Annotated in this window: 27 protein-coding genes, 3 pseudogenes and 1 riboswitch; of the genes and pseudogenes, 9 read left to right on the forward strand and 21 right to left on the reverse strand. The window is 47.8% G+C overall.

The features are described from left to right. Positions 1–152 precede the first annotated feature (152 nt). A pseudogene (locus L0M14_RS15130) lies at positions 153–412 on the forward strand (DUF2627 domain-containing protein). Between the two features lie 271 nt (positions 413–683). Further along, entirely contained in the window at positions 684–2,042 is a 1,359-nt protein-coding gene (locus tag L0M14_RS15135; protein ID WP_235117563.1) for an IS4 family transposase, read from the forward strand. A 156-nt stretch (positions 2,043–2,198) separates the two neighbouring features. Here L0M14_RS15135 and L0M14_RS15140 read toward each other — a convergent pair whose 3' ends face one another. Both L0M14_RS15140 and steA read right to left on the reverse strand, forming a co-directional pair. After that, complete coding sequence (locus tag L0M14_RS15140; protein WP_235117564.1) at positions 2,199–2,909, reverse strand: glycosyltransferase family 2 protein; 711 nt, start codon at positions 2,907–2,909, stop codon at positions 2,199–2,201. Next, on the reverse strand, positions 2,906–4,060 hold the full coding sequence (gene steA, locus L0M14_RS15145) for a putative cytokinetic ring protein SteA (RefSeq protein WP_235117565.1): 1,155 nt from the start codon (positions 4,058–4,060) through the stop codon (positions 2,906–2,908). The genes L0M14_RS15140 and steA overlap by 4 nt, the downstream gene beginning before the upstream one ends. 132 nt (positions 4,061–4,192) lie before the next feature. On the opposite strand from steA, the gene L0M14_RS15150 reads away from it, so the two are divergent. Next, a complete protein-coding gene (locus L0M14_RS15150) occupies positions 4,193–4,327 on the forward strand; it encodes a hypothetical protein (RefSeq protein ID WP_311198712.1) in 135 nt (44 codons plus the stop codon). A gap of 140 nt (positions 4,328–4,467) precedes the next feature. Here L0M14_RS15150 and L0M14_RS15155 read toward each other — a convergent pair whose 3' ends face one another. Both L0M14_RS15155 and L0M14_RS15160 read right to left on the reverse strand, forming a co-directional pair. Continuing rightward, entirely contained in the window at positions 4,468–4,647 is a 180-nt protein-coding gene (locus L0M14_RS15155; RefSeq protein WP_235117566.1) for a hypothetical protein, read from the reverse strand. 328 nt (positions 4,648–4,975) lie between these two features. Next, the gene (locus L0M14_RS15160; RefSeq protein ID WP_235117567.1) at positions 4,976–5,215 is read right to left on the reverse strand and encodes a hypothetical protein; all 240 of its coding nucleotides are present in this window, start codon (positions 5,213–5,215) and stop codon (positions 4,976–4,978) included. Between the two features lie 103 nt (positions 5,216–5,318). Between L0M14_RS15160 and L0M14_RS15165 the strand changes: the two genes are divergently transcribed. Continuing rightward, complete coding sequence (locus L0M14_RS15165; protein ID WP_235117568.1) at positions 5,319–5,585, forward strand: hypothetical protein; 267 nt, start codon at positions 5,319–5,321, stop codon at positions 5,583–5,585. A 33-nt stretch (positions 5,586–5,618) separates the two neighbouring features. Here L0M14_RS15165 and L0M14_RS15170 read toward each other — a convergent pair whose 3' ends face one another. The 12 genes and pseudogenes from L0M14_RS15170 to L0M14_RS15225 form a co-directional block, all read right to left on the reverse strand. Next, complete coding sequence (locus tag L0M14_RS15170; protein WP_235122917.1) at positions 5,619–7,022, reverse strand: cobyrinic acid a,c-diamide synthase CobB; 1,404 nt, start codon at positions 7,020–7,022, stop codon at positions 5,619–5,621. Next, positions 6,998–8,158 (reverse strand): cobalt-precorrin 5A hydrolase, encoded by a 1,161-nt coding sequence (locus L0M14_RS15175; RefSeq protein WP_235117569.1) that lies wholly within the window; start codon positions 8,156–8,158, stop codon positions 6,998–7,000. The genes L0M14_RS15170 and L0M14_RS15175 overlap by 25 nt, the downstream gene beginning before the upstream one ends. Further along, the gene (gene cobM / locus L0M14_RS15180) at positions 8,155–8,931 is read right to left on the reverse strand and encodes a precorrin-4 C(11)-methyltransferase (protein WP_235117570.1); all 777 of its coding nucleotides are present in this window, start codon (positions 8,929–8,931) and stop codon (positions 8,155–8,157) included. Before cobM ends, L0M14_RS15175 begins: the two co-directional genes overlap by 4 nt. Next, positions 8,932–9,642, reverse strand: a complete 711-nt coding sequence (gene cobI / locus L0M14_RS15185) for a precorrin-2 C(20)-methyltransferase (RefSeq protein ID WP_235122918.1) — start codon at positions 9,640–9,642, stop codon at positions 8,932–8,934. Beyond that, a pseudogene (cbiE, locus tag L0M14_RS15190) lies at positions 9,635–10,875 on the reverse strand (precorrin-6y C5,15-methyltransferase (decarboxylating) subunit CbiE). Before cbiE ends, cobI begins: the two are co-directional and overlap by 8 nt. 145 nt (positions 10,876–11,020) lie before the next feature. Further along, the gene (locus L0M14_RS15195) at positions 11,021–12,133 is read right to left on the reverse strand and encodes a cobalt-precorrin-5B (C(1))-methyltransferase (protein WP_235117571.1); all 1,113 of its coding nucleotides are present in this window, start codon (positions 12,131–12,133) and stop codon (positions 11,021–11,023) included. Between the two features lie 8 nt (positions 12,134–12,141). Further along, on the reverse strand, positions 12,142–12,792 hold the full coding sequence (locus L0M14_RS15200) for a precorrin-8X methylmutase (protein WP_235117572.1): 651 nt from the start codon (positions 12,790–12,792) through the stop codon (positions 12,142–12,144). A gap of 3 nt (positions 12,793–12,795) precedes the next feature. Continuing rightward, positions 12,796–13,572, reverse strand: coding sequence for a precorrin-6A reductase (gene cobK / locus L0M14_RS15205; protein WP_235117573.1), 777 nt, complete (start codon positions 13,570–13,572; stop codon positions 12,796–12,798). Continuing rightward, on the reverse strand, positions 13,569–14,690 hold the full coding sequence (locus L0M14_RS15210) for a sirohydrochlorin chelatase (RefSeq protein ID WP_235117574.1): 1,122 nt from the start codon (positions 14,688–14,690) through the stop codon (positions 13,569–13,571). Before L0M14_RS15210 ends, cobK begins: the two co-directional genes overlap by 4 nt. Before the next feature lie 43 nt (positions 14,691–14,733). Then, positions 14,734–16,464, reverse strand: coding sequence for a precorrin-3B C(17)-methyltransferase (gene cobJ / locus L0M14_RS15215; RefSeq protein ID WP_235117575.1), 1,731 nt, complete (start codon positions 16,462–16,464; stop codon positions 14,734–14,736). A 173-nt stretch (positions 16,465–16,637) separates the two neighbouring features. Next, a riboswitch (cobalamin riboswitch) is annotated at positions 16,638–16,844 on the reverse strand. 40 nt (positions 16,845–16,884) lie between these two features. Beyond that, positions 16,885–17,115 carry a hypothetical protein gene (locus L0M14_RS15220; RefSeq protein ID WP_235117576.1) on the reverse strand — a complete coding sequence of 77 codons (231 nt, stop codon included), beginning with the start codon at positions 17,113–17,115 and terminating at the stop codon, positions 16,885–16,887. Positions 17,116–17,142: 27 nt separating this feature from the next. Beyond that, positions 17,143–17,613 (reverse strand): DUF1361 domain-containing protein, encoded by a 471-nt coding sequence (locus tag L0M14_RS15225; RefSeq protein WP_235117577.1) that lies wholly within the window; start codon positions 17,611–17,613, stop codon positions 17,143–17,145. Between the two features lie 336 nt (positions 17,614–17,949). Between L0M14_RS15225 and L0M14_RS15230 the strand changes: the two genes are divergently transcribed. Next, positions 17,950–18,531, forward strand: coding sequence for a guanylate kinase (locus tag L0M14_RS15230; protein WP_235117578.1), 582 nt, complete (start codon positions 17,950–17,952; stop codon positions 18,529–18,531). 62 nt (positions 18,532–18,593) lie between these two features. Here the strand turns inward: L0M14_RS15230 and L0M14_RS15235 are convergent, their stop codons facing one another. Next, complete coding sequence (locus tag L0M14_RS15235) at positions 18,594–19,016, reverse strand: hypothetical protein (RefSeq protein ID WP_235117579.1); 423 nt, start codon at positions 19,014–19,016, stop codon at positions 18,594–18,596. Between the two features lie 80 nt (positions 19,017–19,096). Beyond that, entirely contained in the window at positions 19,097–19,621 is a 525-nt protein-coding gene (locus L0M14_RS15240) for a CBO0543 family protein (protein ID WP_235117580.1), read from the reverse strand. Between the two features lie 219 nt (positions 19,622–19,840). Between L0M14_RS15240 and L0M14_RS15245 the strand changes: the two genes are divergently transcribed. The 4 genes from L0M14_RS15245 to L0M14_RS15260 all read left to right on the forward strand — a co-directional run bounded on the left by L0M14_RS15245 (position 19,841) and on the right by L0M14_RS15260 (position 20,971). Continuing rightward, the gene (locus tag L0M14_RS15245) at positions 19,841–19,942 is read left to right on the forward strand and encodes a YjcZ family sporulation protein (protein WP_235117581.1); all 102 of its coding nucleotides are present in this window, start codon (positions 19,841–19,843) and stop codon (positions 19,940–19,942) included. Between the two features lie 49 nt (positions 19,943–19,991). Further along, positions 19,992–20,093: a YjcZ family sporulation protein gene (locus L0M14_RS15250; protein ID WP_235117582.1), complete on the forward strand. Its 102-nt coding sequence runs from the start codon at positions 19,992–19,994 to the stop codon at positions 20,091–20,093. 50 nt (positions 20,094–20,143) lie between these two features. Next, positions 20,144–20,245, forward strand: coding sequence for a YjcZ family sporulation protein (locus L0M14_RS15255; RefSeq protein ID WP_235117582.1), 102 nt, complete (start codon positions 20,144–20,146; stop codon positions 20,243–20,245). A 483-nt stretch (positions 20,246–20,728) separates the two neighbouring features. Continuing rightward, complete coding sequence (locus tag L0M14_RS15260) at positions 20,729–20,971, forward strand: zinc ribbon domain-containing protein (protein ID WP_235117583.1); 243 nt, start codon at positions 20,729–20,731, stop codon at positions 20,969–20,971. A gap of 141 nt (positions 20,972–21,112) precedes the next feature. On the opposite strand, the gene L0M14_RS15265 is transcribed toward L0M14_RS15260, so the two are convergent. From L0M14_RS15265 to ltrA, 3 genes and pseudogenes are all read right to left on the reverse strand, one after another. Beyond that, positions 21,113–21,502 (reverse strand): hypothetical protein, encoded by a 390-nt coding sequence (locus L0M14_RS15265; RefSeq protein WP_235117584.1) that lies wholly within the window; start codon positions 21,500–21,502, stop codon positions 21,113–21,115. Between the two features lie 184 nt (positions 21,503–21,686). Then, positions 21,687–21,806, reverse strand: a pseudogene (locus tag L0M14_RS15270) (sporulation initiation factor Spo0A C-terminal domain-containing protein); the annotation flags it as partial. A gap of 771 nt (positions 21,807–22,577) precedes the next feature. After that, a complete protein-coding gene (gene ltrA, locus L0M14_RS15275) occupies positions 22,578–23,885 on the reverse strand; it encodes a group II intron reverse transcriptase/maturase (protein WP_235117585.1) in 1,308 nt (435 codons plus the stop codon). Positions 23,886–24,102 lie beyond the last annotated feature (217 nt).

A 24,102-nucleotide genomic window follows, 5' to 3' on the forward strand; every position in this document is an offset into this window, starting at 1 on the left:
ACATACATTTATGAATTTGATTTATTGCATGATATGAGACGCTTATCTCTATTATATTACCCTTATTTGGTATAAGAATCATAGTCTTATTTGTGAATTAGACAGCAAATGAGATTCGGGGTATGATGGAGAAAACAACGTGAGGAGCAGCTATGAAAGCGCCATTTTATCGATTTATCGCGATTCTTTTACTCGTCATTCCAGGAATTGCAGCCACTTACGGTTTTCTCGCCATGAAGGATGCTTTTTTGCACAATTCAACAGCGAGATCGGACATATGCTTTGGGGGAAATTTTCACTTGGATTTATTCTTTTTGCCCTCGGTGTCGCCTTTATTGGCGGCTGGACGTTCTTCAGAGACCGCAAACGCAACTATGTTGCCCCCCGATTTAAGGCAAAAAGGCAAAAATAAGACCGGACTCACGTCCGGTCTTACTGTTGATAAAGGCAAACGGAGATCTCAGTAGTTTTCGGAGAAGAGTGCGTGCGCCTTTGACAGTTTTGTTATCACCTTAGAAGGTATTAACTCAACTTTCGCACCTAATAAATCAGCGTAAGTCCAGGTGCGTACTGGATTTGTGATCGATAAGATACCCTGCTTGAAAATAGAAAAACACCGCTTCCTTTGGTAAAGTGAGAGTGTCGAAGTCACACTACTACCACACAGAAGAGGTGTCCTCTATATGATAGAGCAAAAGCTATCCATTGATCAACTGCCAGCAGAAATTAAGTTGGCTTTCCAGGAACTGAAGGTCATTAAACACTTGAATGATGCTGGCTTCAAAAAGAAGTTCGGCTTCACCTGTGCGACCTTGTTCCGAATCATATTTGTACTGTTGTTTCAGCAGAAAAATTGGTTTCGTCTGCTCGAAAGCCCTCAGGGCACAAATTATCCTGGGAAAGATGCGGTCTATCGTTTTCTCAATCACAGTGGATATGCTTGGCGACGCTTTTTAACACTACTAAGCCATGAGACCGTTCATCGCATGGAGCACCTTACCTCTGACAAGCGCGAAACGGCATTCATCTTCGATGATTCAATGTTTGAACGTAACCGAAGCAAGGCTGTCGAGATGCTCGCACGCTTTAAAGATCATGCCACAGGAGCGTACTATAAGGGTTTCCGCATGCTAACCATGGGATGGACAGATGGACATTCCTTCGTTCCAATTGACTTCGCGCTTCTCAGCTCGAACAACTCCAGCATCAATGGGATCGCCGACGGTATCGATAAACGCTCGTCAGGTTACAAGCGTCGGAAAGAAGCGCTGCAAAGTGCTCCAGATAACATCGCCGCTATGCTGGATCGCGCTATGGCTGCCGGTCTTTCCGCGTCCTATGTGCTCATGGATAGCTGGTTTACTCACGCGCCACTGATTCAAGAGATGCGTAATCGCGAATTACACGTCATTGGCATGGTGAAAAACGATAGAAAGCGATATCTAGTAGATGGGCATCGCATTTGCCTGAATTCACTATATTCACTTGCGGCTCGCATCGAGGGAAAGAACCGGCACATCCTTCGGCAGATTCGGACGGAGCTAGCTCCAGGGATCCCCGTCATGGTTGTGTTCGTCCGTCATCGATCCAAGAAGAAGGAATGGCTAGCTATCCTCTCTACCGATCTTACGTTATCTGCTTCAGACATCATTCGGATTTACAGAATGCGTTGGGAAATAGAAGTCTTCTTTAAGTGCGCCAAATCCTTGCTGCGCCTGCAGAAGGAGTTTCAAGGACGCTCTTACGATCTGCTTATTAGCCATACAACGATCGTATTCGCGCGCTATATCTTACTGGCTTGGCAGCATCGCCAAAGCACGGATCAGCGGACAATTGGCGGTCTGTTCTATTTGTTGTGTGACGAAGTTGGCACGATTGACTGGGTCGTTGCACTTCAACAACTGGTCGAACTGATGAACGAAGTTGCCACAAAAGTTGGGAAGAGAATCTCAAAACTGATCCATCGTCAACTCCACGATTGGATAGCCGGTTTGCCTAGCTACATCAAGGTTTATTTGCCAATTTCAAGCTGCGAAAGTTGAGGTATTAATTTAATCAAATAACAAAATGTCAACAGCGCTCGGAGAAAAGCTACTGAAGCTCGGAGTGAGCCTACTTTATCAACAAGCTCACCGGACTCGCGTCCGGTCTTACTGTTTGATGAAAGCAACTTTGAAGCTCAAGCGGCTGTTCGCCACTTATCTCCATCTCCAACGCGAAAACAAAGCCGCCCCTGCCGCGGCAAGCTGCTGTCCGCGGCTGCGTGCAGAGCCGTGCCATTCGTGCCGGGAATCCCGGTGCTCGAAGGGCACGGCTATTTCTGCGATGCGCAGGCCCCGCTGCTGCGCATCGCGAGCCAGCGCGGCTTCCGAACCGAAGCCGCGGAACAGCTCTTCCAGCTCCCGCAGCCGATCAGCGCGCATAGCGCGCTGTCCGGACAAGGGAGCTGCGGTCTTACTGCCGCTGGAGCGAAAAGCTCCTCCAGCGGTAAGCCGTTTGGCCAGGCCGGAGATCCCGGACCTGGCCGGTGAAGGCAGCGTGCCGATGACCAGGTCGGCATCGGCCCACAGGATCGGCTCCAGCAGCCTGGGAGCAAGCTTGGCGGTTTCCTGGAGATCGGCGTCGAGTATAAGCACGATTTCCCCTTGAGCGCGAGCGATTCCGGCTTGTATGGCAGCCTCTTTCCCCAGTCTCAACCGGTGCCTGACTAACAGATCAGACCACGGCCAGGCTTCTTCGTAAGTTCGATCGGTACTGCCGTCGTCGATGACGATCAGCTCATAATGCTTTCTTGAATCAAGCCGTGTAGGGTAGTGCTCCCAAGGCACCTCCGTCACATGTTGCAGTGTATGAGCAATCGTTCGTTCCACATTCCAGGCTGGGACAATTATCGATAGATTCGGCTTCATCCATACCCACCTAGCTTCCATACAACTTGTGTCCATTTATCTGTAATCCAATCCATTTGCAGCAGAGTAAGAGCAATGAAACCCGCCGACAAACAAAGCGTTATGAGCGTTTCGGTTAGCTGTGACCGTTTTTGCTGATAAAACATGTTGACACTCTTGATATCGATCAGTCGATGACCTGCCTTCATCTGAACGAGCAGAGCTCCGCCCATGTCTGTTCTTCCATTCTCCAAGAAGTTGATCATATGGGTGTCAGTCCCTGCCGTCACAATCCATGAAGCCCCTTTCTCAAAGGCAAGCAGCATCGACACTTCCGTACTTGTTCCGAAACCAGTAAAAGCCTGCGCCCTAAGCCCGCGCATTCGAAGCCGCTGCAATTCCGACTCCTCTGCGTCCCGTTCATGGTGAACAATCAGCTCAGCCCCGCAATGGAGCGCCCGGTCCGACATGCTCCCCAATGCACCTACGATCAGATGGGGCTTGTAGCCGCAATCCAGAAGCACATCAGCTCCACGCTCCACGGCTATGAGAATCGGGCGGAAATCCCGTATATACGCTTTCGCATCCTCTACATCTGTCAGGCAATCCTTGCCACCGGCAACAACCAGTACATGCTTGTCACTCCAATCCACAGGCAAATCGGGCAAAGGTTGTCTATGTACAATTTCATGTTTGTGCTGCAAAGCCGTCTTCAATGTCTGTTCAATCAAAGACTCCATTCGATCAGCCGCCCAGCTTTGCGCTGACTGCATCTGCTTCATCCATTGTTCTTTGGTCATCAACTTGCAGGAAACCTGCTGATCTTCCCAAACTGCGTAATCTCCGTACATATAAATGATAATGTCCTGCTCGAACCGCTCCAAGTCCTCCAAGCTCGCTTCCCACACGGGAATTCCGTGCCGCAGCAGCAAGAGAAGACCATGAGACGGATACATACCGCTCATTGCTTCTTCACAGCTAATAACTGCTTTCACCTTGCGTTCTATACATGCTTGAGCTGTTGACTCATCTAAGTCCTGCTGTTTCATGACGACGATTCTGCCTGGAGGAAGAGCGCGCAGCGTGCTTTGAGGTATAGGGCAGATGCTGATTTTTCCTTTACAAATAAGCTCAAGTTTGTCCTTCAAGCCTGTGAAAGATGGCCAATTCATGATTACACCGACTTCCTTTGTGCCTACTCAAATGTTGGAATTATTGTAACCTTGTTACCGTGAATCTATGTATATTTTGCCAATTTCGAGGCAATGATTGTAAGAAATTCATAGTAAGGAGGTTGAGACTTGATGGAGCTAAACATGAGTGCAGACGAGGTCCTGGGTCACATTGTGCAGCTTCACAACAGCGGAGAATCACTTACGAAAAAATGTGAAGAAGCAGCATCCGGACTTAATGAAGAATGCTTTGTATTACTATCCTAGCTGGGAGCACGCGATTCAAAAGACTGGCGTTAACGACATCCACTAATCATACATAGACCCACAAATCAAACAAGCCCCTGCCGGAACCTGAGATTCCTGCGGGGCTTTTCCTATTTTACCTACATTTCAATTGTGTACGCCTACTCCTCGATAACTTCCCATTCGACCTGGAGCATTTTATCTAACCAAGTACGTATGTTGATTTCGATGGCCTGCTGAATTTCTTCATCGGTAAGTTCACCGAGCTTCTGCTCTGCAATTTCGAGCATCTCTTCTTTGACAGCACTGCCTTCAACAGACAGCTTTACTTGGACACGCATGTTGACACCACCTTTTGAAGCTAATTTCGTTACAATAAAACTTTCCATTGCTGCAACGGTTCCGTTTGCATACAATAGAAAAACAACAAGTTATGAAAAGAGGGATTGATGATGTCTCTATCAACAGCAAAAAAGAAACGGATCAAGCATCTTCGTGAAGGCAAATCAGATCCGTCTGTCCAACGACTGAACTGGAATGGTGTAAATCCTGTTACCAAAACAACACCGACCATGAAGGAAGCTTTAGAGCGACGCTACCACAAACATAAACAAAGGAATTGGAGCCAGGAACATGGAGCCGATTCCTTTTCTATTTATATTCATCTTCTTAAAGCAGCTCCAGGCCTTGAGACTTCAGATAGGTCGTAATCTGATCCTTCTCTTCTTCACGAAACGCATAGTTACAGTCAAAGCCGTTAAAAAGAAGCCCCCACTTGTGAATCGAGCGATCCTCAGCTAGAATCAACTCCGCAACGTATAGCGAATCAGGCTCGTCTTCAAACTGCAGCCCTACGTAGATGTTCGGTTCGGAACCACTGTCATCCTTCTCCCAATAGTCGATTATCACGCTTCCAGCCCTCCTATTGAATAAAAGTTCGTTTATTACTATAATATACTAATGCACCCATGCTAACAAAGGTTAGGTCATGCTAGTTTGAGGAGGAATTCATGTGGCTTATGATCCGCAGGTAGTTGATGCGAAGGTTGTCAGTGACAACAAAAAAAATGGTCTCTTCGAAATTGTGGCCGTTCTTAAAGACAGAAACGAGTGCCGCCTCTTTTTCGAGAGAGATCCCGAAACAGGAGTTGGCAAAGTAACGGACCTGAATAGATTAATGAAAGAGCCTTGCCCGATTTGCCGCAAAGATTACTTGTGCAATTGCCTGGATCGCTTTAAGCATACCATTGCTGAACAGTCCATGCAGTACATTAAATAATTGTTGCTATGGGTACAAAAAAGAACCTGACCGCTACTGGTTAGGTTCTTTTTTCTTGTCGCGGTATACGGCGCAGGCATCCAGCCATCGACCGACCATCTGCGGATTAGAGGCAAAATGCAAATGCGTATAGCCGGCTACCAGATTGGCCATGACGATGCCCTCGGGCTTTGTTCCGAGCCGGCCTTTGGAATGGAAGGCAGGCTTCACTTCCTGTTCATCGCTATGAAAGGTAGAATAGTGAAACTCATGCCCTCTTGCCTTCTCTCCCTCTGCTAATAGGAAATTACCTGGCACACCTTCCACCTCGCGGTACCCGAGCGCTGCCAGCTTCCGCTGCATGACCACTCTTCCAGGAATGACTCCAACCATTGGGTGTGCCGCACCGGCAGAATCCACAAGCTCTTCCGTTAAAAACATAAATCCTCCGCACTCCGCTAGCGTCGGAAGCCCGTCAGCGATTCTCGTCCTAACCGATTCTCTAGCATGAACATTCGCTGCAAGCCGCTGCGCGAACTCTTCAGGGAAGCCGCCGCCTATATACAGTCCATCGGCATTGGCTGGTACTTCTTCACCGGCAAGTGGAGAAAAGTAAATGCATTCCGCTCCGCTGGACTCCAGCAGCTCAATATTCTCGGGATAATAGAAGTGAAACGCGGAGTCTTTGGCAATGGCGATGGTCAGCTTTTCACGTTGATTCGCTCCCGTAAGAGTCGATGGAGTTCCATTCAAATCCGGAAGAGCCGCTGCGATCGAAGAAATCTGAAGCAATTGGTCTAAGTCGATTTGAGCTGAGATCATCTCTGCTAGCTTCTGAAAATACCCATCGAGCTCTCCTCTTTCAATGAAAGGAACAAGTCCCAAATGGCGTTCCGGCAGTGCAATATCCGCGGCCTTCGGCATCCAGCCGATTACCGGTATACCGCACTCCTGCTCGGTAGCTTCCTTGACCATCTTATAATGTCCGGCGCTTCCAGCGTGGTTCACAATGACACCGGCAATACGGCAGGCCGGCTGCAACAGCTGAAACCCTTTCACGATTGCAGCCGCGCTTCTAGCCATGCTGGCAATATTGACAACGAGGATCACCGGTGCATCCAAAATTCTGCTGATATCTGCGGTGCTGCCTTCATCGGATAAATGGTTTTTCCCGTCATACATGCCCATAACGCCTTCAATAATGGAAATGTCGGCACCTTGGCTTCCTTTGAGATAGGTAGTTTTTACACCGTCGCGTCCTGTCATCCAGCTGTCCAAATTGCGCGAAGGCCTTCCGGTTACCGCCGTATGATAGGTGGGATCGATGTAATCAGGGCCGCATTTAAACCCCTGCACGACAAGTCCCCTTTGCTGTAAAGCTGCCATGATGCCGATCGTCAGTGTCGTCTTACCGACACCGCTGCCTGTACCTGCTATGACAATTCTTCCTGACACGATGGCCCTCCCTCCGCAAATCGCAGCAAACCGACAGAGATCGTTACGTTCCCTGATTTCTTCTTGGTCAGAGCAAGCTGCTCTGACTGGATGTAGAGCTTGGCTGCCGGTTCGCTGACCCCATAGGCTCCTGTGAATTTATATACGGTTTCGGATGGGGCTTCAACAGGAATACGGTTGAGATCTTCCGGTGTATAACAGACGAATTCCCAGCCAAATTTGCGAACGACCGCGAGCAGCCCCTCTTCATCCTTCTTGAGATCAATGGTACAAGCAGCTTTCACACTAAGCAGAGAAAAGCCTAACTCGTCCAATGTTTCACGAATGACTGCTTCAATTTCTTCTGCCGCGGTTCCCCGATTGCAGCCGATTCCAAGCACGATCACTCTCGGTCTGTACAATACACCGTTATGCAAAATAGCTTGTTCATCTGCCCGCAGCAAGCGATGCGTGATGAGCAGCACCGCTTGCGGATCGTAGGCGGCAGCGTCTTCAATTTGCGTGAACCTCTGGATGTGGGGCGGGATCTGACGGTCATGCTGCCACCAATCGGTTTCACCGGATTCCTGTATAACCGCGATCCGTTCTTCATTAACGACAGATGCACTGACCGGGGTCAGCTTATCCGCGGACTCCCACCTCCAGCCAAAACGGCGGCCGAACAGGTCGACGGGAATCGTTTTTTGCACATCAGAGGCTGTTGTGATGACCGGTCTTGCCCCTAATGCAGCCGCCACCTCCAGCGTAAGCTCATTAGCTCCGCCTAAATGGCCGGACAGCACACTGATGACATGCTCGGCATGATCGTCGATGACGACAATTGCTGGGTCTTTCTTCTTGTCCTGAAGCAGCGGCGCGATCATTCGCACGACAGCACCGAGCGAGATGATGATAATCAATCCTTGATAAGCGGGAAATAAAGCGGGGAATAGCAGGCGCACACTATTCTCAAAGAGCTGAATGCCTTTCTGTTCTTCATCTCCGTGCCGAAACTTGCTCATATAGTAAACGTCCGTGCCGCTCATACGTTCATGCAGCCTGCGCGCTGTCTCAACGCCGTGTTTGGTAATCGCAACAATGGCATAATCACTGCTTTGCTGAATAGTAGGTATATTGCCTTCTTTGAGCGAGATGATCATGCCTTCACTCCTCTGCGGAAGCGATGCGTAAACGTCTTGTCATACAGCTTGGAGCGGTATTCCTCTTTTCCGTGAATCTCCGGATCAAGCGCCCAACCGGCTAGAATCATTGCGTGCGAGCGGATGCCGCCCTTTCTCATATCTTCCTCAAGACGCGCGATCGTCGTACGAATAATCTGCTGATCGGGCCATGATGCGCGCTGAACGACCGCTACAGGTGTGTCCTCACTCCAGCCCGCTTCCAGCAGCTCACCTACGACCTTCTTGGTCAGTGTGGCGCTCAAAAACAAGGCAATGGTACAGTGGTGTGCCGCGAGGTCACGAAGCTTCTCAAGCTCCGGCACCGGTGTCCTGCCCTCGGCACGGGTCAGAATGACCGTTTGTGTTAGCTCCGGAATCGTTAATTCAGCGCCTACCACGGCAGCCGAAGCAAAGACCGAGCTGACACCGGGAATAATTTCATAGCCGATTCCTTCCTTACGCAGCAAGGCAATTTGCTCCATGGTCGCACCGAACATAGCGGGATCACCCGTATGGACCCGAACCACCATTTTGCCCTGCTTCAGCCTATCGACCATTAGCTGTACCATTTCGCCGAGCTCCATGCCTGAGCTTTTCACAATCTCAGCTTCAGGCTTTGCCATGGCAATCAGTTCATCGTTGACCAAGGAATCGGTGTACATGACCACATCCGCCTGCTGAAGCAGCTTCAGACCTTTGACAGTAATGAGATCGGGATCGCCGGGACCTGCTCCAATAATGTATACTTTCATCTATTTTCTCACCACCATTAAAGTTAAATATTCCAGCTCACGCCCTTGCAGCTCCTCCACATTGCGCCAAATCATTTCCTCGGAAGATGTCACTTTGGTAATAACGGAAGCCTTGTCCACCAATTGCAGGTCACGCAGCACCGTCAGCATGAGATCAATCACCTTGGCCACTTTAATAAAAACGATGCAGTCGTGCTCTTCAATCGCTTTGCGCATGGCTTCGTAATCGTCTACTGCCGGTACGATCGCGATTTGCTCATCCCCGTCCGCCATCGGTAGTCCTAATCGGGATGCTGAAGCATTCACCGACGATATGCCCGGTATGGAAACGGCCTGAACCTCGGGATGCTGCTCCTTCATCAACCGCATCAAATGAATATATGTGCTGAAAATCATCGGATCCCCTTCGGTAACGAATGCGACATCCTTACCCTCGGCGAGACACTGATATACCAGCTCCACCGTCTTGGTCCATTGCGCTTCCAGGGCTTCTTTGTCCCTCGTCATAGGGAAGGTGAGTCCGAGCATTTCTTTATCCGCTGTATTCATATACATCTCTGTAATCGCTAGTGCATAGCTTTTAGCTCCGCGCATTTTTCTCGGGTATGCGATAACCGGACATTCTTTCAGCAGCCGGAACGCTTTGACCGTAATGAGCTCCGGGTCCCCGGGACCAACGCCAACACCGTATAACGTGCCGATTTTACTCATCATCGTTTCCTCCCTGATCTGTCGCTTCCGCATGCTTGGCTTTGGCTGTGATGATGTAAATGGGATTGAGGGCATCAAAGCGCTTCATATTCAAAATCGGCTTACTTCTCGACACCTGTGCCAGCGTAATCTGCGTCTCAAACCCCAGGCTTGTGAACGTCTGATCAGCTTCATACAGTGTCTCAATGGTTGCAGCGTTCAGCACGATTCTGCCCTTCGGCTTAAGCCGCTGTGAACAAACCTTTACTAGCTCCTTCATCTCGCCGCCGGTGCCGCCAATGAAGATAGCGTCGGGGTCCGCAAAGGAATCCAAGCCTTGAGGAGCCCGGCCCTGAACAACCGTGAGATCTACTCGAAATTTCCGGCAGTTATCCAAGCAATTTTGCAAATCGTCAGCATTTTTCTCAATCGCGAATACTTGTCCGTACTTGGCTATTTTGGCAGATTCAATGGCCACCGAGCCTGTACAAGTACCAATATCCCACACGACACTGTCTGCTTTCAGCCGCATTTGGCTCAGACTCAGAACGCGAATTTCTTTCTTCGTAATCAGCCCTTTATCCGGCTTTCGCTGTGCGAATTGATCATCCTCGATGCCTAATGTCCACTCCGGGCCAGCTGATTGCCATATCAGGAGCATCACATTGAGCGGCGAAAATTCCGCTGCCGTAAGCTGCTCCAATTCGTACCAACCTGTGCGTTCGCTATCGCTGTCTAAATTCTCGGCAATAAATGCCCGGTACTCCGTCATTCCGTAGGAGAGCAGATACCTGGCAATCTCAGCCGGTGTGTTCGTATCATCGGTCAGCAGTGCGATTTTGTGCTTGCCGTCTATTCGCTGTATGAGGCCTTTCATGCTGCGGCCATGTACACTGGTGATGTAAGCGTCCTGCCAGCTTTCCCCGATGCGGGCGAAGGCTAGTTGAATCGAGCTGACATTTGGATAAATCTCTATCCCGTTTAGCTTCTTCGAGGCGTATCCTCCTATTCCATAAAAGAGAGGATCACCTGTAGCAAGAATGACGGTTCTCTTCTCTGTTCCTGCGATCGTCTCCATCAACGCCTGCAGGCTTCCTTTAATCACGATTTTCTCCCCTGAAAATCCGGAAAGAGAGCTAGCTGGCGTTCCCCGCCGACTAATACCTCGCACTCCTCTATCCACTTCATATACAGAGGTAACAGGCTCTCTTTCCCATTACCGCTGATACCAATCATTTTCATTGTGCCGCTCATTCGATTCATCCTATCTGTGTATAATGCCATTCAAAATGATAATAGTTTTCGGAGCTGATTCATGTATCTTGCTATCCGGTTATGTGGATCATCTAGCGTGTAAACGTTGACAACCGTTATACGATGCCACACCGCTCGTACAATGCTACAGAGCCTGTGGCTCTCTTCGAATTGAGGACTGACCCAGCAGCTCTGCTTTCATGGAAATGATGACGGTTTCGATTTCATCGAAGCCTCCGCCCCCAACCTCCAGAAGACCTGCGCGGCAGCACCTTTCGCATAAACGTTCAAAATAGCGGCGATGACCGCTTGCCGCCATCAGATCGCCTACCTGCGCCGCTGTGTTGGCGTTTCGGATTTCTTCAAGTAAAGTGTCGGAAGCTTCTGACTCTACTGCTACCTGTGCCAAAAAATTAAAATCAACCGGGGCACTCTTGGAATGCACCATCATCACTCCCTGAGCAACCTTGGAGAATTTCCCCATCATCCCGACTAGTGTCACTTTGCGGACTCCCTGCCTCTGGCACTGCGTCAAGGCGAAGCCGACGAAATCGCCCATTTCCACAAAGGCTTCCTCTGGAAGATTCGGATACATGCTGATTCCGTAAGTCTCCGTGCGGCCACCTGTGGATAACACAATATGCTCACAGCCGCATTTGACGGCGACGCGGATCGCCTGAGCTACACTGGCTTTATAGGCAGCTGTTGAGAAAGGTACCACGATTCCCCGTGTGCCTAAGATCGAAATGCCGCCGATGATACCAAGCCGCCCATTGAGCGTTTTCTTGGCGATTTCTTCGCCGTCAGGCACAGAGACGAGCACGTAGACGCCGCGCTCCATCTCGTACTGCTCGAGCACCTCTTGCACGGTCTCGCGAATCATTTTTCTCGGCACGGGGTTGATCGCGGCCATGCCGACCTCCACGGGGAGGCCGGGCTTCGTGACGCGCCCGACGCCGATGCCTCCGTCGATCGCGATGCCGGGCTCATCGCGCCAGCTCACGCGCACGATGATCTTAGCGCCGTGCGTCGCGTCAGGGTCATCGCCGCCGTCCTTAATCACGGCGGCCTCGCCCCACAGCTGCGTGTACTCGCAGCTGTGCAGAGCAAATGCGACCGTATCCCCGATCGGGATACGGATGCGCACTTCCGCTTGCGGCGCCTGCTCGATGAGCGCCAGCAGCGCCGCCTTGGCTCCTGCGGTCGCGCAGGAGCCTGTGGTGTAGCCATGGCGGAGCGGCTTCGCTTGCTCGTCCATGGCCTGTTTTACCCCATCCGCGCTGCGAGGATGGACAGCGCGTTCACGGCAGCCACGGCGACCGGACTGCCGCCCTTGCGGCCGATATTCGTGATGAACGGAATATCGAGCTTCGCCAGCTCCTCCTTCGACTCCGCTGCCGAGACGAAGCCGACCGGCACGCCGATGACGAGTCCGGGCTTCGCAACGCCTTCTTTGATCAGGCGGATCAGCTCCAGTAGCGCCGTCGGCGCATTGCCAATGGCAAAAACACCGCCTTCCGCCTCTTGGATCGCTTTGCGAATGGAAATAATCGCACGTGTCGTGTTGAGCCTTTTGGCTTCCTCGATGACATCTTGATCGGATATGTATACTTTGACCTCGCCGCCGTACTGCTCGATGCGGGGCTTGCTAATGCCCACCTGCACCATTTGCACGTCGGCAACCAGAATTTTCCCAGAACGAATTGCTTCAACGCCAGCTTCAATTGCTCTGGGATGGAACCGCATGCTTCTTCCCAGTTCAAAATCCGCCGAAGCATGAATTACGCGCTGAACGACCGGATATTGTTCCTCTGTGAAGCTGTGCTCACCAAGCTCTTCCGTAATCATTTCGAAGCTCTTCTCCTCGATTTCCTGCGGCTGAACGGTTAGCGGTTTAAAGTCCGTATGAAATTCCATGGTCTATGCCTCCTTAAAAATAAGCTGTCCGATATGCTGCAGCACACCGTCAAAGTCTGCGTACTGGGTCCCATATTCCAGCCCCGGACGGCCGATCACAATGCTCTCAATGCCCATCTCCAGCGCTGCTTCCAGCTTCTCATCCACCGCGCCTACTTTTCCGCTTTCTTTGGTGATCATCAGTGTAACGTTATAGTGGGCGTATAGCGCTTGATTCAGCTCTTTGGAAAAAGGACCTTGCATCGCGACAATGTTCCTCTGCTCCAATCCCAGCTCTTCGCATTTTTCCATATTGTCCTTGCGCGGAAGCATACGGGCAATTAATGTTGTATCAGGCAGCCCTAACAAGCGCTTCGCAAAAATGCCTAGGGTTTTGCTGCCCGTCGTGAGCATAATATTGCCTCTTCTTTGCGCAGCTTCTTCCGCCGCTGCTTGGTAATCATCGACGATCGTAATGAGACCACTCTGTTCGTAAGTTAGACTTTGGCGCTCAAAGCGAACGTAAGGAACCTTAGCTTCCTGCGATGCCGCTATCGCATTCTTGGAAGCCTCCTCCGCAAACGGATGTGTAGCGTCGACCACGGCACGGATGCATTTATCACGAATGAGCTCCTGCATCTGTTCCGCTGTCAATCTGCCGGTCAGGACAGGAAGTCCTTCCATCTCCATGCTTTTAGCTGCACTGTCAGTAACCACCGTCGTCAGAATTGCATGGCCTTCAGCTCGAATTTGGAGTGCGAGCTCTCTCGCATCGCTTGTTCCGGCTAGGACAAGAATCATATCTTTGTACCCCCAATTTGAACGGGGATGCTGTCTTGCAGCTGTGTATGGTCGTGTTCGTGTTGTTCGCTGTGTTCCTCATGGTGATGATCTTGGACGTGATCACGCTCGTGCACATCCGCATGACGGTGATGATGATTATGTTCAAGGCCAAGATTCTCCTCTTGGTGTTGATGGTGGTGTTCATCGTGCTCTTGGTGATGCTCTTGGTGGTGTTCATGGTTGTGCTCACGATGATGATGATGGTGAACATGTCCATGGTCATGATGGTGCTCATCATGAAGCCCATGGTGATCATGATGATGATCATGGTCGATATGCTTCATCGCTTCCAAACGGTACTGACACATATCGCAGTTCATTTTCACCTCATCCTGGACGGCCTCTAGCGCCCGGCTTATGAGAATTTCCTTCAGAATCGGATGGAAGCCGAAATAGGGAGCAAGCACAAACTCATGGTTTACATACTTCTCGCCGTACCCCTCAACCAAACTTTCCATCCTTTGAATCAACACACCCGTGAACAAGAAGTACGGGAGAATCACAACCTTCTTTGCTCCAAGTCGGATACATCGTTCAACACCTTCATCAATCAGCGGAGCCGTTACCCCGATAAAGGCGGTCTCCACCCATTTGACCTTAAGGCGTTCCCACAAAAGCCGAGAAATTTTGAACAAATCACTGTTTGCGTCTGGATCGCTGCTTCCGCGTCCTACGACGAGGAGAGCCGTGTCCTCTTGCTCCTGCTCCACTTGGATCCCAGAGTCAAGAATCCGTGAGGTTAAGATGTCAAGAATTTGATCGTGAACACCGATTGGTCTCCCGTAGGTGAACTGAACTTGCGGATATTTCAGCTTCGCTTCGTCGATCGCTGCAGGAATATGGATTTTGGCGTGTCCGGCAGCAAATAATATAATCGGTATCACGATCACACGTGATGCTCCTTGCGATATACATCGTTCAATTCCTTGTGAAATCGTAGGCAGAACGAACTCCAAGAAACACGTTTCCACTAAAAAACCATTCATTCTTGCAGAAATATCAGCTACAAATTGCCTGACCTCTTCATTACCTTCTTCATCCCTGCTGCCATGACCAACAAATAAAACTGCATTCATATCTCGTTCTCCTCCTGAACTTCTATTGCAAATGATCCAAGCATTAATCCCCGCAGGCCGCATTTTCGATGACAAAGCCTTGCGCTTCCTGATGTCGGTACCCTTCGATCTCCTTCACCCTCTTATAAAATTTATGGAATCTTTCATTCGGATGTCCTTCTGTCTTGTATCGTTCAACGATTCGCGCTACAAGCTCGACAATCTCTCCTGGCTCGATTCCTTCAGCTACAGGCTGGGCAGGATGCGCGTTTCGTCCCACCGTTTTGCCCCCAAGAAACAAATCAAACTTTTCTTTCCTGTACACGATACCGATATCCTGTTGTACAGCACCGTAGCATGCCATCCCGCATCCGTTAAAACCTATCTTTAATTCTTTGGGAACCTCGAGATTGCCGACTCGCTTATGAATGGCCTCTGCATAAGGAATGGATTCACTTTTTTCCAGATTACAAAAATCACAAGCTTTGATTTGCGCTAGGTCTCCAATAGGAGAGAGCAGAAGTCCCAGCGCTTCAAGCTCCTCTGTTATTTCTACCGGATTCTCCGTTTGAATTCTTACGATCAACTGATGATGCGGCGTGTATTCCATATCTCCGCGATCCCCAAGGATTTGTCCCAAAGCTACTAACTGTGTACTGCTTAGCTTTTTATTGGCAATTCCAGGGCTAACCGCGAATTCAAAGATTGATTTCGTCGCTGTCACCGCCGATTGTACTTGCGTTTGTGCTCGTAGTTCAGCTGATATTAGTGTTTGTGCCTGTAGTTGTGCTGGTAGCTGCACTGGTGCAGCACACGATTCTTCTCCTTTTCCTCGGGAAACGAGTTGGAGCGCCTCCACAGCCAGTTCATGTAGATTTGGCCTTACCTGCAAAGTTTCATCGAACCCCAGCGCCGGAACTAACGGCTTTGTATTCCTTGATTCTCCGATTACCTGTGACGCCTCTTCTTGTGCAAGCGCCCAAGGCTCTGCCTCCGCTTGAAGTCTTTGATGAGGCTTCAGAGGCTGAATCTCTGCTCCAAGCGTATATTTGCGCTGATAGCCTCTTGGCGTAATCATGAGCCCGTCGTAATTTTTAGTGCTTGAATTGCCGATGATGATGGTGGTCAACATGCCAATTTCGTAGTTCAACATTTCAGATAGCGTCGTGACGATGACATGCTCCCGATCCCGATACGCACTCTTGACAATACCTACGGGCGTATCCGGTGAACGATATTGAAGGAGGATTCTCTGAGTCTCCACGATCTGCCTCGTCCTTCTTCCGCTGCGCGGATTGTACAAAGCGATAACAAAATCGGCCTGCCCCGCCGCCTCAACTCTTTTGGCAATGAATTCCCAAGGTGTAAGGTGATCACTGAGGCTAATTGTGCAAGCATCATGCATGATTGGCGCCCCAAGCAGCGAGCCTGCAGAATGTAGAGCGGAAATACCCGGGATGACCTCCACTTCAACCCCTGCAGACCGTGTCCAGCCCTGCTCCATCAGCACCTCATAGACGAGTCCAGCCATTCCATATACACCTGCGTCACCGCTTGATATGACTGCTACCTTCTTGCCTGAATTAGCCTGCCGGACTGCCTCTTGCGCTCTGCTGACCTCCTCCGTCATGCCTGTTCGAACGATTTGTTGTTCTGTGAGCAGGCCTGAGATCAAGTCCACATATGTGTTGTAGCCAATAACGACCTCACTCTCTTGAATCGCTTCGCGTGCCCGCCTGGTCATATGTTCAAAGCTTCCCGGACCGAAGCCGATAATCAGCAACTTCCCTTTCATATCTTCATCCCCTCTCACAAAATTGCCCGTCTAAAACCCAGTTTCACGATATGTAAGCATGAAAAAAAGCACTTCCAACACAGAATCATGTTAGAAGTGCTTGGTTAGCGCGCCAAAAAAGAAGAAAAAAGGAGCAACCGCTCTCTAACACTCCCTAATTCCTCGTAGGGTTTGCAGTGTTGATAAACCAGGCAGGTCTCCTGACTTCGATTACCGTCTCTTCGCGTCTTCCCGGAGCAAACGCTCCAGTGACTTTCGTGCGAAAAGATGCCGAAATAATTCGGCCATCGTTACAGTGGCGGGTCCGTGCCGGATTTTCACCGGACTTCCCTTTTAACCAAATGAAAGGTTCATTTGGCACCTGATTCCAAATATGCAATTAGAAATATCCTATCATCAATACTATCGCTTGTCTACGCATTATTCATAGATTACTTGGTATAAGCCCTCTAGCAAGCTCCTATAATCTAATGGATTATATTCAATTTCGGAGAAAGAAACATGAATCACCTTATTCGACGTTTTTACGACGAAAAAGCTTTTTTCGGTGTTTTCAGGATCTATGTACGTATAGCAATCCAACTGCGTGCTTCCTGTCTTTTGCTGAAGGAATTGCGTAGCTTCCAAACTGTGATTTGCATAGCTAGGCATATTCTGCCCTCCTTCCCAGAAAAGTCGCTATCTTCTATATCGCAGCATGGTATATACCATCAGATAGGAACAGCACATGACGAGCATCATGGCACAGATAAAAATAAGCGAACTGCTTGACTCTATCGTATCCAATGAGTCTTGTACAATCTCTACAGGATCGCTCACAATATCCCAACTATTCCAACGCAAAAAACGTCCCAGAAAAACCCCTATACTGCACAAAAACTGCAAAACGCCGACAAACAGCCACGCGGTACGTGAGCGAAATTTCTCCATGAACATCTCGTGAACAATGTACAATGATAATAATCCTGTTAACAGAGCGGTAAATGCCGTCAGCGCGTTAAGCAATATATCATATTGGATCGGAATTGAGGTTTTTAAGTACGTCAAGTGAACGATGTCAGTAATGATATAAGGGGAGTTGGGATAAAATAGCAGCCAGAATGCCAGTCCAAATAAAATGCCGAAGCGGAAGTCCGCTTTTTTTGCCATGCATATCGTACGACTAAAGCTGCCACAAGCGGGATCCAAGCCAAAATGAGATTAGGCAGAATCAGCCAATGGTAGAGCGTGCTGTGCGACCATATGATCCTTAATAGCAAGAGTAGGACACTGCCGGAAGACGCAATGAACAACGCAAGCACAATTCGCAGTAGCGATTGATTCAATTGTATGAATGATCTTAAATTCAGGGGAAGCCTCTCCTTTCAACATTTTATTATACATGAGAAGCATAGAAAGACGTATTCCTTCTTTAATTTTCGGAATTTTCATACTATAATAAAAGTGTAAGGATGACGCTTTCAACTTTCGATTGGAGGGGGAATCATGATGAGCGAACAACGTGCGCAAGGACTGATCTTTGTGATTACCGGCACCAGCGGTTCAGGACGCAAAACTATTGCCCGCCGCATTGCCGAGGAGCTCGGATTTTCATCGGTTGTCTCTTACACAACTCGAACACCAAGACCTAAAGAAATCGAGGGAACGGATTACAAATTTATATCGAGGAAAGCGTTTATCGATGCGGATATTGCGGGCGAATTCTTTCAAACAGTTGAAATTGACGGCAATTTCTATGGCATCAAACGAGCAGATCTGGAGCAAGCTCTTAGAGAGCATGAGTCCATCTACGTCATTGTCAATCGCTACGCAGCCAACCGGTTTAAGTACGAATTTGGAGACCGGGCTATTCGTATTTTCATCTATGTAAACAAACAAACGATTATGGAACGCCTACTCGCACGCCAAACACCTGCAGACGTAGTCGACAACTATTTGAAACATTATATTGAAGAAGTGTCCTACCGAAAGCAATGCGAGCATGTCTTTGAAAACATAGACCTCCAGCAAACCTCCGAATCCGTACGGACAACCATGCTCAGCTATATGCCAACACCGGCCAATTAGTTATCCCGTTACATAGGAAGAGACTCACCTATTCGATGTAGGTCGAGTCTCTTTTTACGTTTTCATGTTGTAGAACGCTGTTTTTTTCGTAGAGCCATCTTTCCGCCAAGCAAGGACACAGGAATAACGATCAAAAGCCCAATTACCTGATACCAGGTAGCTATGCCAGGGTTTGAAATAAAAGAATCAAATTCAATTCCAGCCCCAATTACACCAATACAAGCTGCATTGATAAGCTCTGCCCGCCTGGCTACCCTTGCTGCCACATAGCCACCGAAGAATGACCACAGCATGCCAACAACCATAAACAAGATCAGCCAGCCGATGTGATTATACACTTGTATTAACTCTTCTTTATCCCCTTCATGAAGAGACAAATATATGCTGCCCATTAACCCCGAAGACATAAATGTCCCCAAATTATCAACGATCACACCTGCAATAATACCTAACAGATGAAACGTTTTCTCCGTTTTCTCTTCCATGTCTTGCTCATACCTCTCCTTGAGACTTGCCGCTGCTTCCCCATCATAACATGGGATACCAGTACATTCCAGTTTTGCCGTCACCCGTGCCTTTGTTCAATCGGTACATTCACAGGCACATCAAACATCCATATCCAGAACACGCATAATACAACGGATATTCCATATGTCAATATCGGGCGCTTGTGGTGCAGCCGCAAGATCGGAAACATCGTCACATCGAAGGCAGCCGACCACCACAAGTTCCAGCCATGCTGATAGATCATCCGGTCATTCGTTGTAAAAAACCACTCAATGAGCACATAAATAAGGATCCATTTTACATGATGAATAACGGCTTTGAATGTATCGGACTCTGGATAAGCACTTAGGAAAAGCAGTGCAGTACTAGGAAACGTAATGAACGAATAGATCATCTCCGTAATGCTATGATTGGGAAAAAAGTCCGGCTTCATCTTCCAAAGAAAATAATTAGCCGTAAGGAAATTATATGTCACATTACCCACTGCAAAAAACATCATGGTCGTGTGATATTTACTCCATTCTCTCCAAACACCTTTCCGCCAAACAATAATAGCTACTAGAAGTGCTAATGCAAAGTGCAATTCGATCCCACCCAAAACGTTGTATTCCTATAATCTCCATTCGTTCAAAGTTTCATGTGTATATGCTGGAACCTTCTGTATGTATGAGCTCCTAGGGCTATTCGCCTATTTTGTATCCATAAGGGCATTCGCACAATCCCTCAATTCGCCCATACACTCAGGCTATCTTCCCATATACTAACCATGTAACAACAACCCATCAACGAAAGGATGATTTGAATGTCTAACGTAACTGGTGCAGGTGTAGGGTATACTTCTTCCGCGGCGATTCTCGTGCTCTTCATTCTATTGGTCATTATCACAAGCGCTTTTGCTTGGTAAGCAATTCCTTCCCTTAACCATATAACCTATTCACGAAAGGATGATTCGAATGTCTAACTTAGCAGGTGCAGGTGTTGGCTACACGTCTTCCGCAGCGATTCTCGTGCTGTTCATTCTCCTGGTCATTATCACTAGTGCTTTCGCTTGGTAAGCATTGACTTCCCTTGACTATATAATTCATAAAACGAAAGGATGATTTGAATGTCTAACTTAGCAGGTGCAGGTGTTGGTTACACGTCTTCCGCAGCAATTCTCGTTCTGTTTATTCTCCTGGTCATTATTACTAGTGCTTTCGCTTGGTAAGCATTGACTTTCCTTGGCAATAGACAAAAAGAAATGAAATAAGGTTACAAATTCAAGGGCTGCTTTGCATAATTGCAAGCGGCCCTTTGTCTATAATTTGGATATGAACCAGTAGACCGTTCAAGAGAACCGTAGAAAGGAAATACTCTGCCTTGAGCCGACCTAGCAGTAGCTTTCGCTCTTGTATGAACCTGAGCAGCAGCTTTCATTTTACATATAACCCCAATTCGAGAAACTTTTACACCATAAACTCAGTCTATATTAGTAAGTAATTCATAGCAAAGGAGCTGTTACTTTGAAAAAAATCGTTCTCATTCTTCAGTTAATCCTGGTTATCCTAACTCTCGAAGAGAATTTCGGCGTTAATGCAGATTGGCAGCAATGGTGCGAGTCCCAGTGGTAACATCTTCTTCATTGAATCCTTTCATTGTGAATTTCGTATGTTATACATAGTTATACTTGAGAAACTGGAGGTATTTCAAAATGCGAATTGAAGATGCGATAAAAGAAAAATTCAGATGTACAAAATGCAGCGGCACAAACTGCCGAACTAAAGAAGTTGCTATGACCGGAACAGGACTAAGTAAGATGTTTGATATTCAGCACAACCACTTCCTGTTTGTATCGTGTGAAGGCTGCGGATTTGTTGAAGTATACAACCCCAGCATACTCGAAGGAAAGTCGCGCGGACAGCTAGGTACGATTATGGATATTTTGTTTGGCTAGATTGAGCCAAGAATCCGCTGATTTCTGAACAATTGATTAGAAATATCAAATTCCGTAACTTCCATGATCAAACTTATCGAAGAGGTTACGAGTCAAAGTTCGGTACTTTGATATTCAGTTAGGTCTCACGAAGTGAATCCTCTATCTTTTTTCATCCATAGGGCGTGCGGATTGGATAATTTTCCCATTATGAAACATAACATCCATCATATCTTGACTGGTTGTAGACTCCAAGTTCACAAAAACAAGACACCCTTGCAGTAATTTACATCCTTGTTTCTCTATATTAGCAACCTTATAAATTTGACTAGGGTCATGTACCTTTGAGTAATCCAGTGCTTGATGTTTGTACTGCCAATAATCCCACATGGACAGATTATGCTTGTTGTAAAACAAGTAGGAACCTGCAAATTCTGCAATAAGTAATACATTTATCAGAACAATAGCGATCTGTGTAAATTTACGAATATTATATTTGATACTAATAAGAATTAATATAAACAGAAGAAGACCAATGAATAATTCTATCATTATGTGTTTCACCTATATATTAAATAATACCTCTAGATACCTATAGACTAATCATATCACCAATACATTTCTGATCACAATAAAAATACCACTTCTTCAATGGCACGAATAGCCAAGGAAGAAATGGTATTTATAGTTTAAATTTCTAAAACTTTACAAATCACTCTCAAAGCTCCTTACCCTCTCAAGAAACCTTGTGCTCGATCCGAAGCTTATCCGCCACCATCGCGATGAATTCCGAGTTGGATGGCTTCGATTTCGATATACTAATCGTGTACCCAAAAATAAAGCTGATGCTGTCTATAATGAAGCCTTACTCATTAAGGGTTTTGGGAACATCATCTGTCAAAATATCTATTTTATATTTTTATCAACACAATCCAAATATTTATTGGCTTCTACTGCTAAATTTAATGGGCAAAATTGCCTTGATTTAAAAATAGGCTAACTGTTGTTTTCTGTCAACCCAACTAATCTCTTCACAAATAAATTAAATTTACTTTTAATCACTAGTGTTGCATAAAAAAACCACAAGCCAATTGTCACATTATTCTGAATAAAATTCTCGGCTCATAGACCAAAAGGTCGAAGTCCTGTCAGAAGGTAGCCTTTATCCATTTGGTAATTTTATGGTAATTGCTTCGTTTTAGCACCAACATCCAGCTTTATTTCGACTTTCACCCACTTGCGGACCTTCTTTCCGGTTGTCGATCTATCTGATCGATCCAGGTTTGAACTGGTTCCCAAAGTAAGGTCCTGAGCCACCGGTAGATTTGTAGCAAACTATGCTTCGACTGTGTTTCTAATTTCACCAACACCAGTAAGCAAAACGCGATTAACGCAGTCCAAACCTGGTTCATCACGGCCCGTTCAGTGGTTCCGTAGAACTTCTTAATCCGAATATGTTGCTTCAACCATTTGAAGAATGTCTGTCGGGTAAAGAATTGGCGCGGTGTCGTTTGCGACCCGTTTCCAGCCCCTCCCCATAAGAACTGCTCGTGAGGTTTTCCCTCAAGCAGCTCACCCAGTAAACTTCTTCAAAAGGGTTATGAGACCTATCAAATGGCGATCACTTTCATCGGTATCCTTCTACGTTCTTGAGGGGATGGACTTTCCAATCCCAATATAGTCCCAATACACCGTAGAGGTACTCATTACTCCATCTTCGCCATCCGACACTACGCTTTCTTCTCCGTTTTCTTCTCGTCAGCAAGGTTCGTATTTTCATCTCCGTGTAGTCACGCACCTCGCTAAATGCATCACTCGAATTGCCAACCCGAAAATAATTCACCCATCCAGCTAATACGGCATTGATCCGTTTCACCATGTCTTTTGCCGGGGTTGCCCCGCCATTTTGGATTAGCTCGCGGATTCGCGCCTTGACTGCAATGCGTGCTTTCTTCTTCGGTGTCATGAGGATGAAGTATCCAGTTCCACTACGGTTTGGTACTCGCCTTAAGTCAAATCCAAGGAAAGCAAATGCCTCGCCTTTCAGGACGTTAACCATCCGAGTTTTCTCCAGATTTAGTTCTACACCCAACGGTTTCAGCTGTTCCTGAAGTCTTTTAAGAGCTAGTTCAGCCCACCCTTGTTTGCTGGAGTGTCCGCTTACGGTGATCACCATATCATCGGCAAATCGATGGTAATTGACCGCTTCGTAACTGCCTTCTGCCGTTTTACGCCGAATGGCATCAAATGCCCAGTCTACCTCATTCAGGTAGATATTCGAAGCTAATGGAGAAAACGGCCCACCTTGGGGTACGCCGATCTTTCCCGCCGCTTTTATCACCTGTTTGATCAGGTGCATCACTTGTGGGTCTTGGATGCGCTTCGACATCTTCTCCAGTAGAATCGAGTGCCGGATTGTATCAAAGTATCGGGATAAATCGACATCGATTACATTGGTCATGCGTCGCAGTACACTTCGTCTCACTTCGGCTAATGCTTGGTGAGGTGAGCGCTTCGGTCGAAATCCATACGAATTTGGGCAGAAGTCAGCTTCAAAGATCGCTTCGAGAATCAATTTTAGAGCACCTTGTACAACGCGATCCCGGATTACGGGAATTTGTAAAGTTCGCATTTTGCCGTTCGCCTTCGGTATATCTACCTTCCGGTTGGCTTGAGGTTGGTACGTTCCCGTTTGGAGTTCTTCTTGGATGCCTTCGAGAAACGGGATAACACCCTCTTTTTCCACGTCTGCGAAGCTTTGTCCGTCTATGCCTGCGGCACCGCCGTTTTTCTTCGCATGTCGGTACGCTTCATGGAGAGTCGTTATGCTGGTTATGTGGGTAAATAGACCCCAGAACCGATGCGTAGGTTCAGACTTCGCCTTTTGATATATCCGTTGCCTCAGTTCCTGCAGACTGATGGGTGTTTTTGTCATTTTCACCCTTGCCTCCTTTGGTTATACGGATTTGTTTACCGGTCCGGACCCTTCCCTCCCCGCGCGTTTTGCTGCACGCGGATCTAAAGTACTACGGTCCGATCCGCCACCCTGACATCTGCATGTCCCATTTCCCGATCACGGTTATAGGGAATGCCTCCTCGGTGAGCTTTCTTCACCGGATGCCGAGGGCTTCTCCAGTTTCCATAACATCTTT

Origin of the sequence: Paenibacillus hexagrammi, from assembly GCF_021513275.1 — a bacterium.
GTDB lineage: Bacteria > Bacillota > Bacilli > Paenibacillales > NBRC-103111 > Paenibacillus_E > Paenibacillus_E hexagrammi.

Coding starts and splice junctions, on each gene's coding strand:
- L0M14_RS15230 (WP_235117578.1), top strand. CDS start 17,950: ATGATGAGCGAACAACGTGCGCAAGGACTGATCTTTGTGATTACCGGC.
- cobI (WP_235122918.1), bottom strand. CDS start 9,642: ATGAGTAAAATCGGCACGTTATACGGTGTTGGCGTTGGTCCCGGGGAC.
- cobJ (WP_235117575.1), bottom strand. CDS start 16,464: ATGAAAGGGAAGTTGCTGATTATCGGCTTCGGTCCGGGAAGCTTTGAA.
- L0M14_RS15265 (WP_235117584.1), bottom strand. CDS start 21,502: ATGATAGAATTATTCATTGGTCTTCTTCTGTTTATATTAATTCTTATT.
- L0M14_RS15220 (WP_235117576.1), bottom strand. CDS start 17,115: ATGCCTAGCTATGCAAATCACAGTTTGGAAGCTACGCAATTCCTTCAG.
- cobK (WP_235117573.1), bottom strand. CDS start 13,572: ATGATTCTTGTCCTAGCCGGAACAAGCGATGCGAGAGAGCTCGCACTC.
- L0M14_RS15245 (WP_235117581.1), top strand. CDS start 19,841: ATGTCTAACGTAACTGGTGCAGGTGTAGGGTATACTTCTTCCGCGGCG.
- L0M14_RS15210 (WP_235117574.1), bottom strand. CDS start 14,690: ATGAATGCAGTTTTATTTGTTGGTCATGGCAGCAGGGATGAAGAAGGT.
- L0M14_RS15200 (WP_235117572.1), bottom strand. CDS start 12,792: ATGGAATTTCATACGGACTTTAAACCGCTAACCGTTCAGCCGCAGGAA.
- L0M14_RS15140 (WP_235117564.1), bottom strand. CDS start 2,909: ATGAAGCCGAATCTATCGATAATTGTCCCAGCCTGGAATGTGGAACGA.
- L0M14_RS15155 (WP_235117566.1), bottom strand. CDS start 4,647: ATGCGTGTCCAAGTAAAGCTGTCTGTTGAAGGCAGTGCTGTCAAAGAA.
- L0M14_RS15225 (WP_235117577.1), bottom strand. CDS start 17,613: ATGGCAAAAAAAGCGGACTTCCGCTTCGGCATTTTATTTGGACTGGCA.
- L0M14_RS15150 (WP_311198712.1), top strand. CDS start 4,193: ATGGAGCTAAACATGAGTGCAGACGAGGTCCTGGGTCACATTGTGCAG.
- L0M14_RS15135 (WP_235117563.1), top strand. CDS start 684: ATGATAGAGCAAAAGCTATCCATTGATCAACTGCCAGCAGAAATTAAG.
- steA (WP_235117565.1), bottom strand. CDS start 4,060: ATGAATTGGCCATCTTTCACAGGCTTGAAGGACAAACTTGAGCTTATT.
- L0M14_RS15255 (WP_235117582.1), top strand. CDS start 20,144: ATGTCTAACTTAGCAGGTGCAGGTGTTGGTTACACGTCTTCCGCAGCA.
- ltrA (WP_235117585.1), bottom strand. CDS start 23,885: ATGACAAAAACACCCATCAGTCTGCAGGAACTGAGGCAACGGATATAT.
- L0M14_RS15260 (WP_235117583.1), top strand. CDS start 20,729: ATGCGAATTGAAGATGCGATAAAAGAAAAATTCAGATGTACAAAATGC.
- cobM (WP_235117570.1), bottom strand. CDS start 8,931: ATGAAAGTATACATTATTGGAGCAGGTCCCGGCGATCCCGATCTCATT.
- L0M14_RS15195 (WP_235117571.1), bottom strand. CDS start 12,133: ATGGACGAGCAAGCGAAGCCGCTCCGCCATGGCTACACCACAGGCTCC.
- L0M14_RS15175 (WP_235117569.1), bottom strand. CDS start 8,158: ATGATCATCTCGCTCAAAGAAGGCAATATACCTACTATTCAGCAAAGC.
- L0M14_RS15250 (WP_235117582.1), top strand. CDS start 19,992: ATGTCTAACTTAGCAGGTGCAGGTGTTGGCTACACGTCTTCCGCAGCG.
- L0M14_RS15235 (WP_235117579.1), bottom strand. CDS start 19,016: ATGGAAGAGAAAACGGAGAAAACGTTTCATCTGTTAGGTATTATTGCA.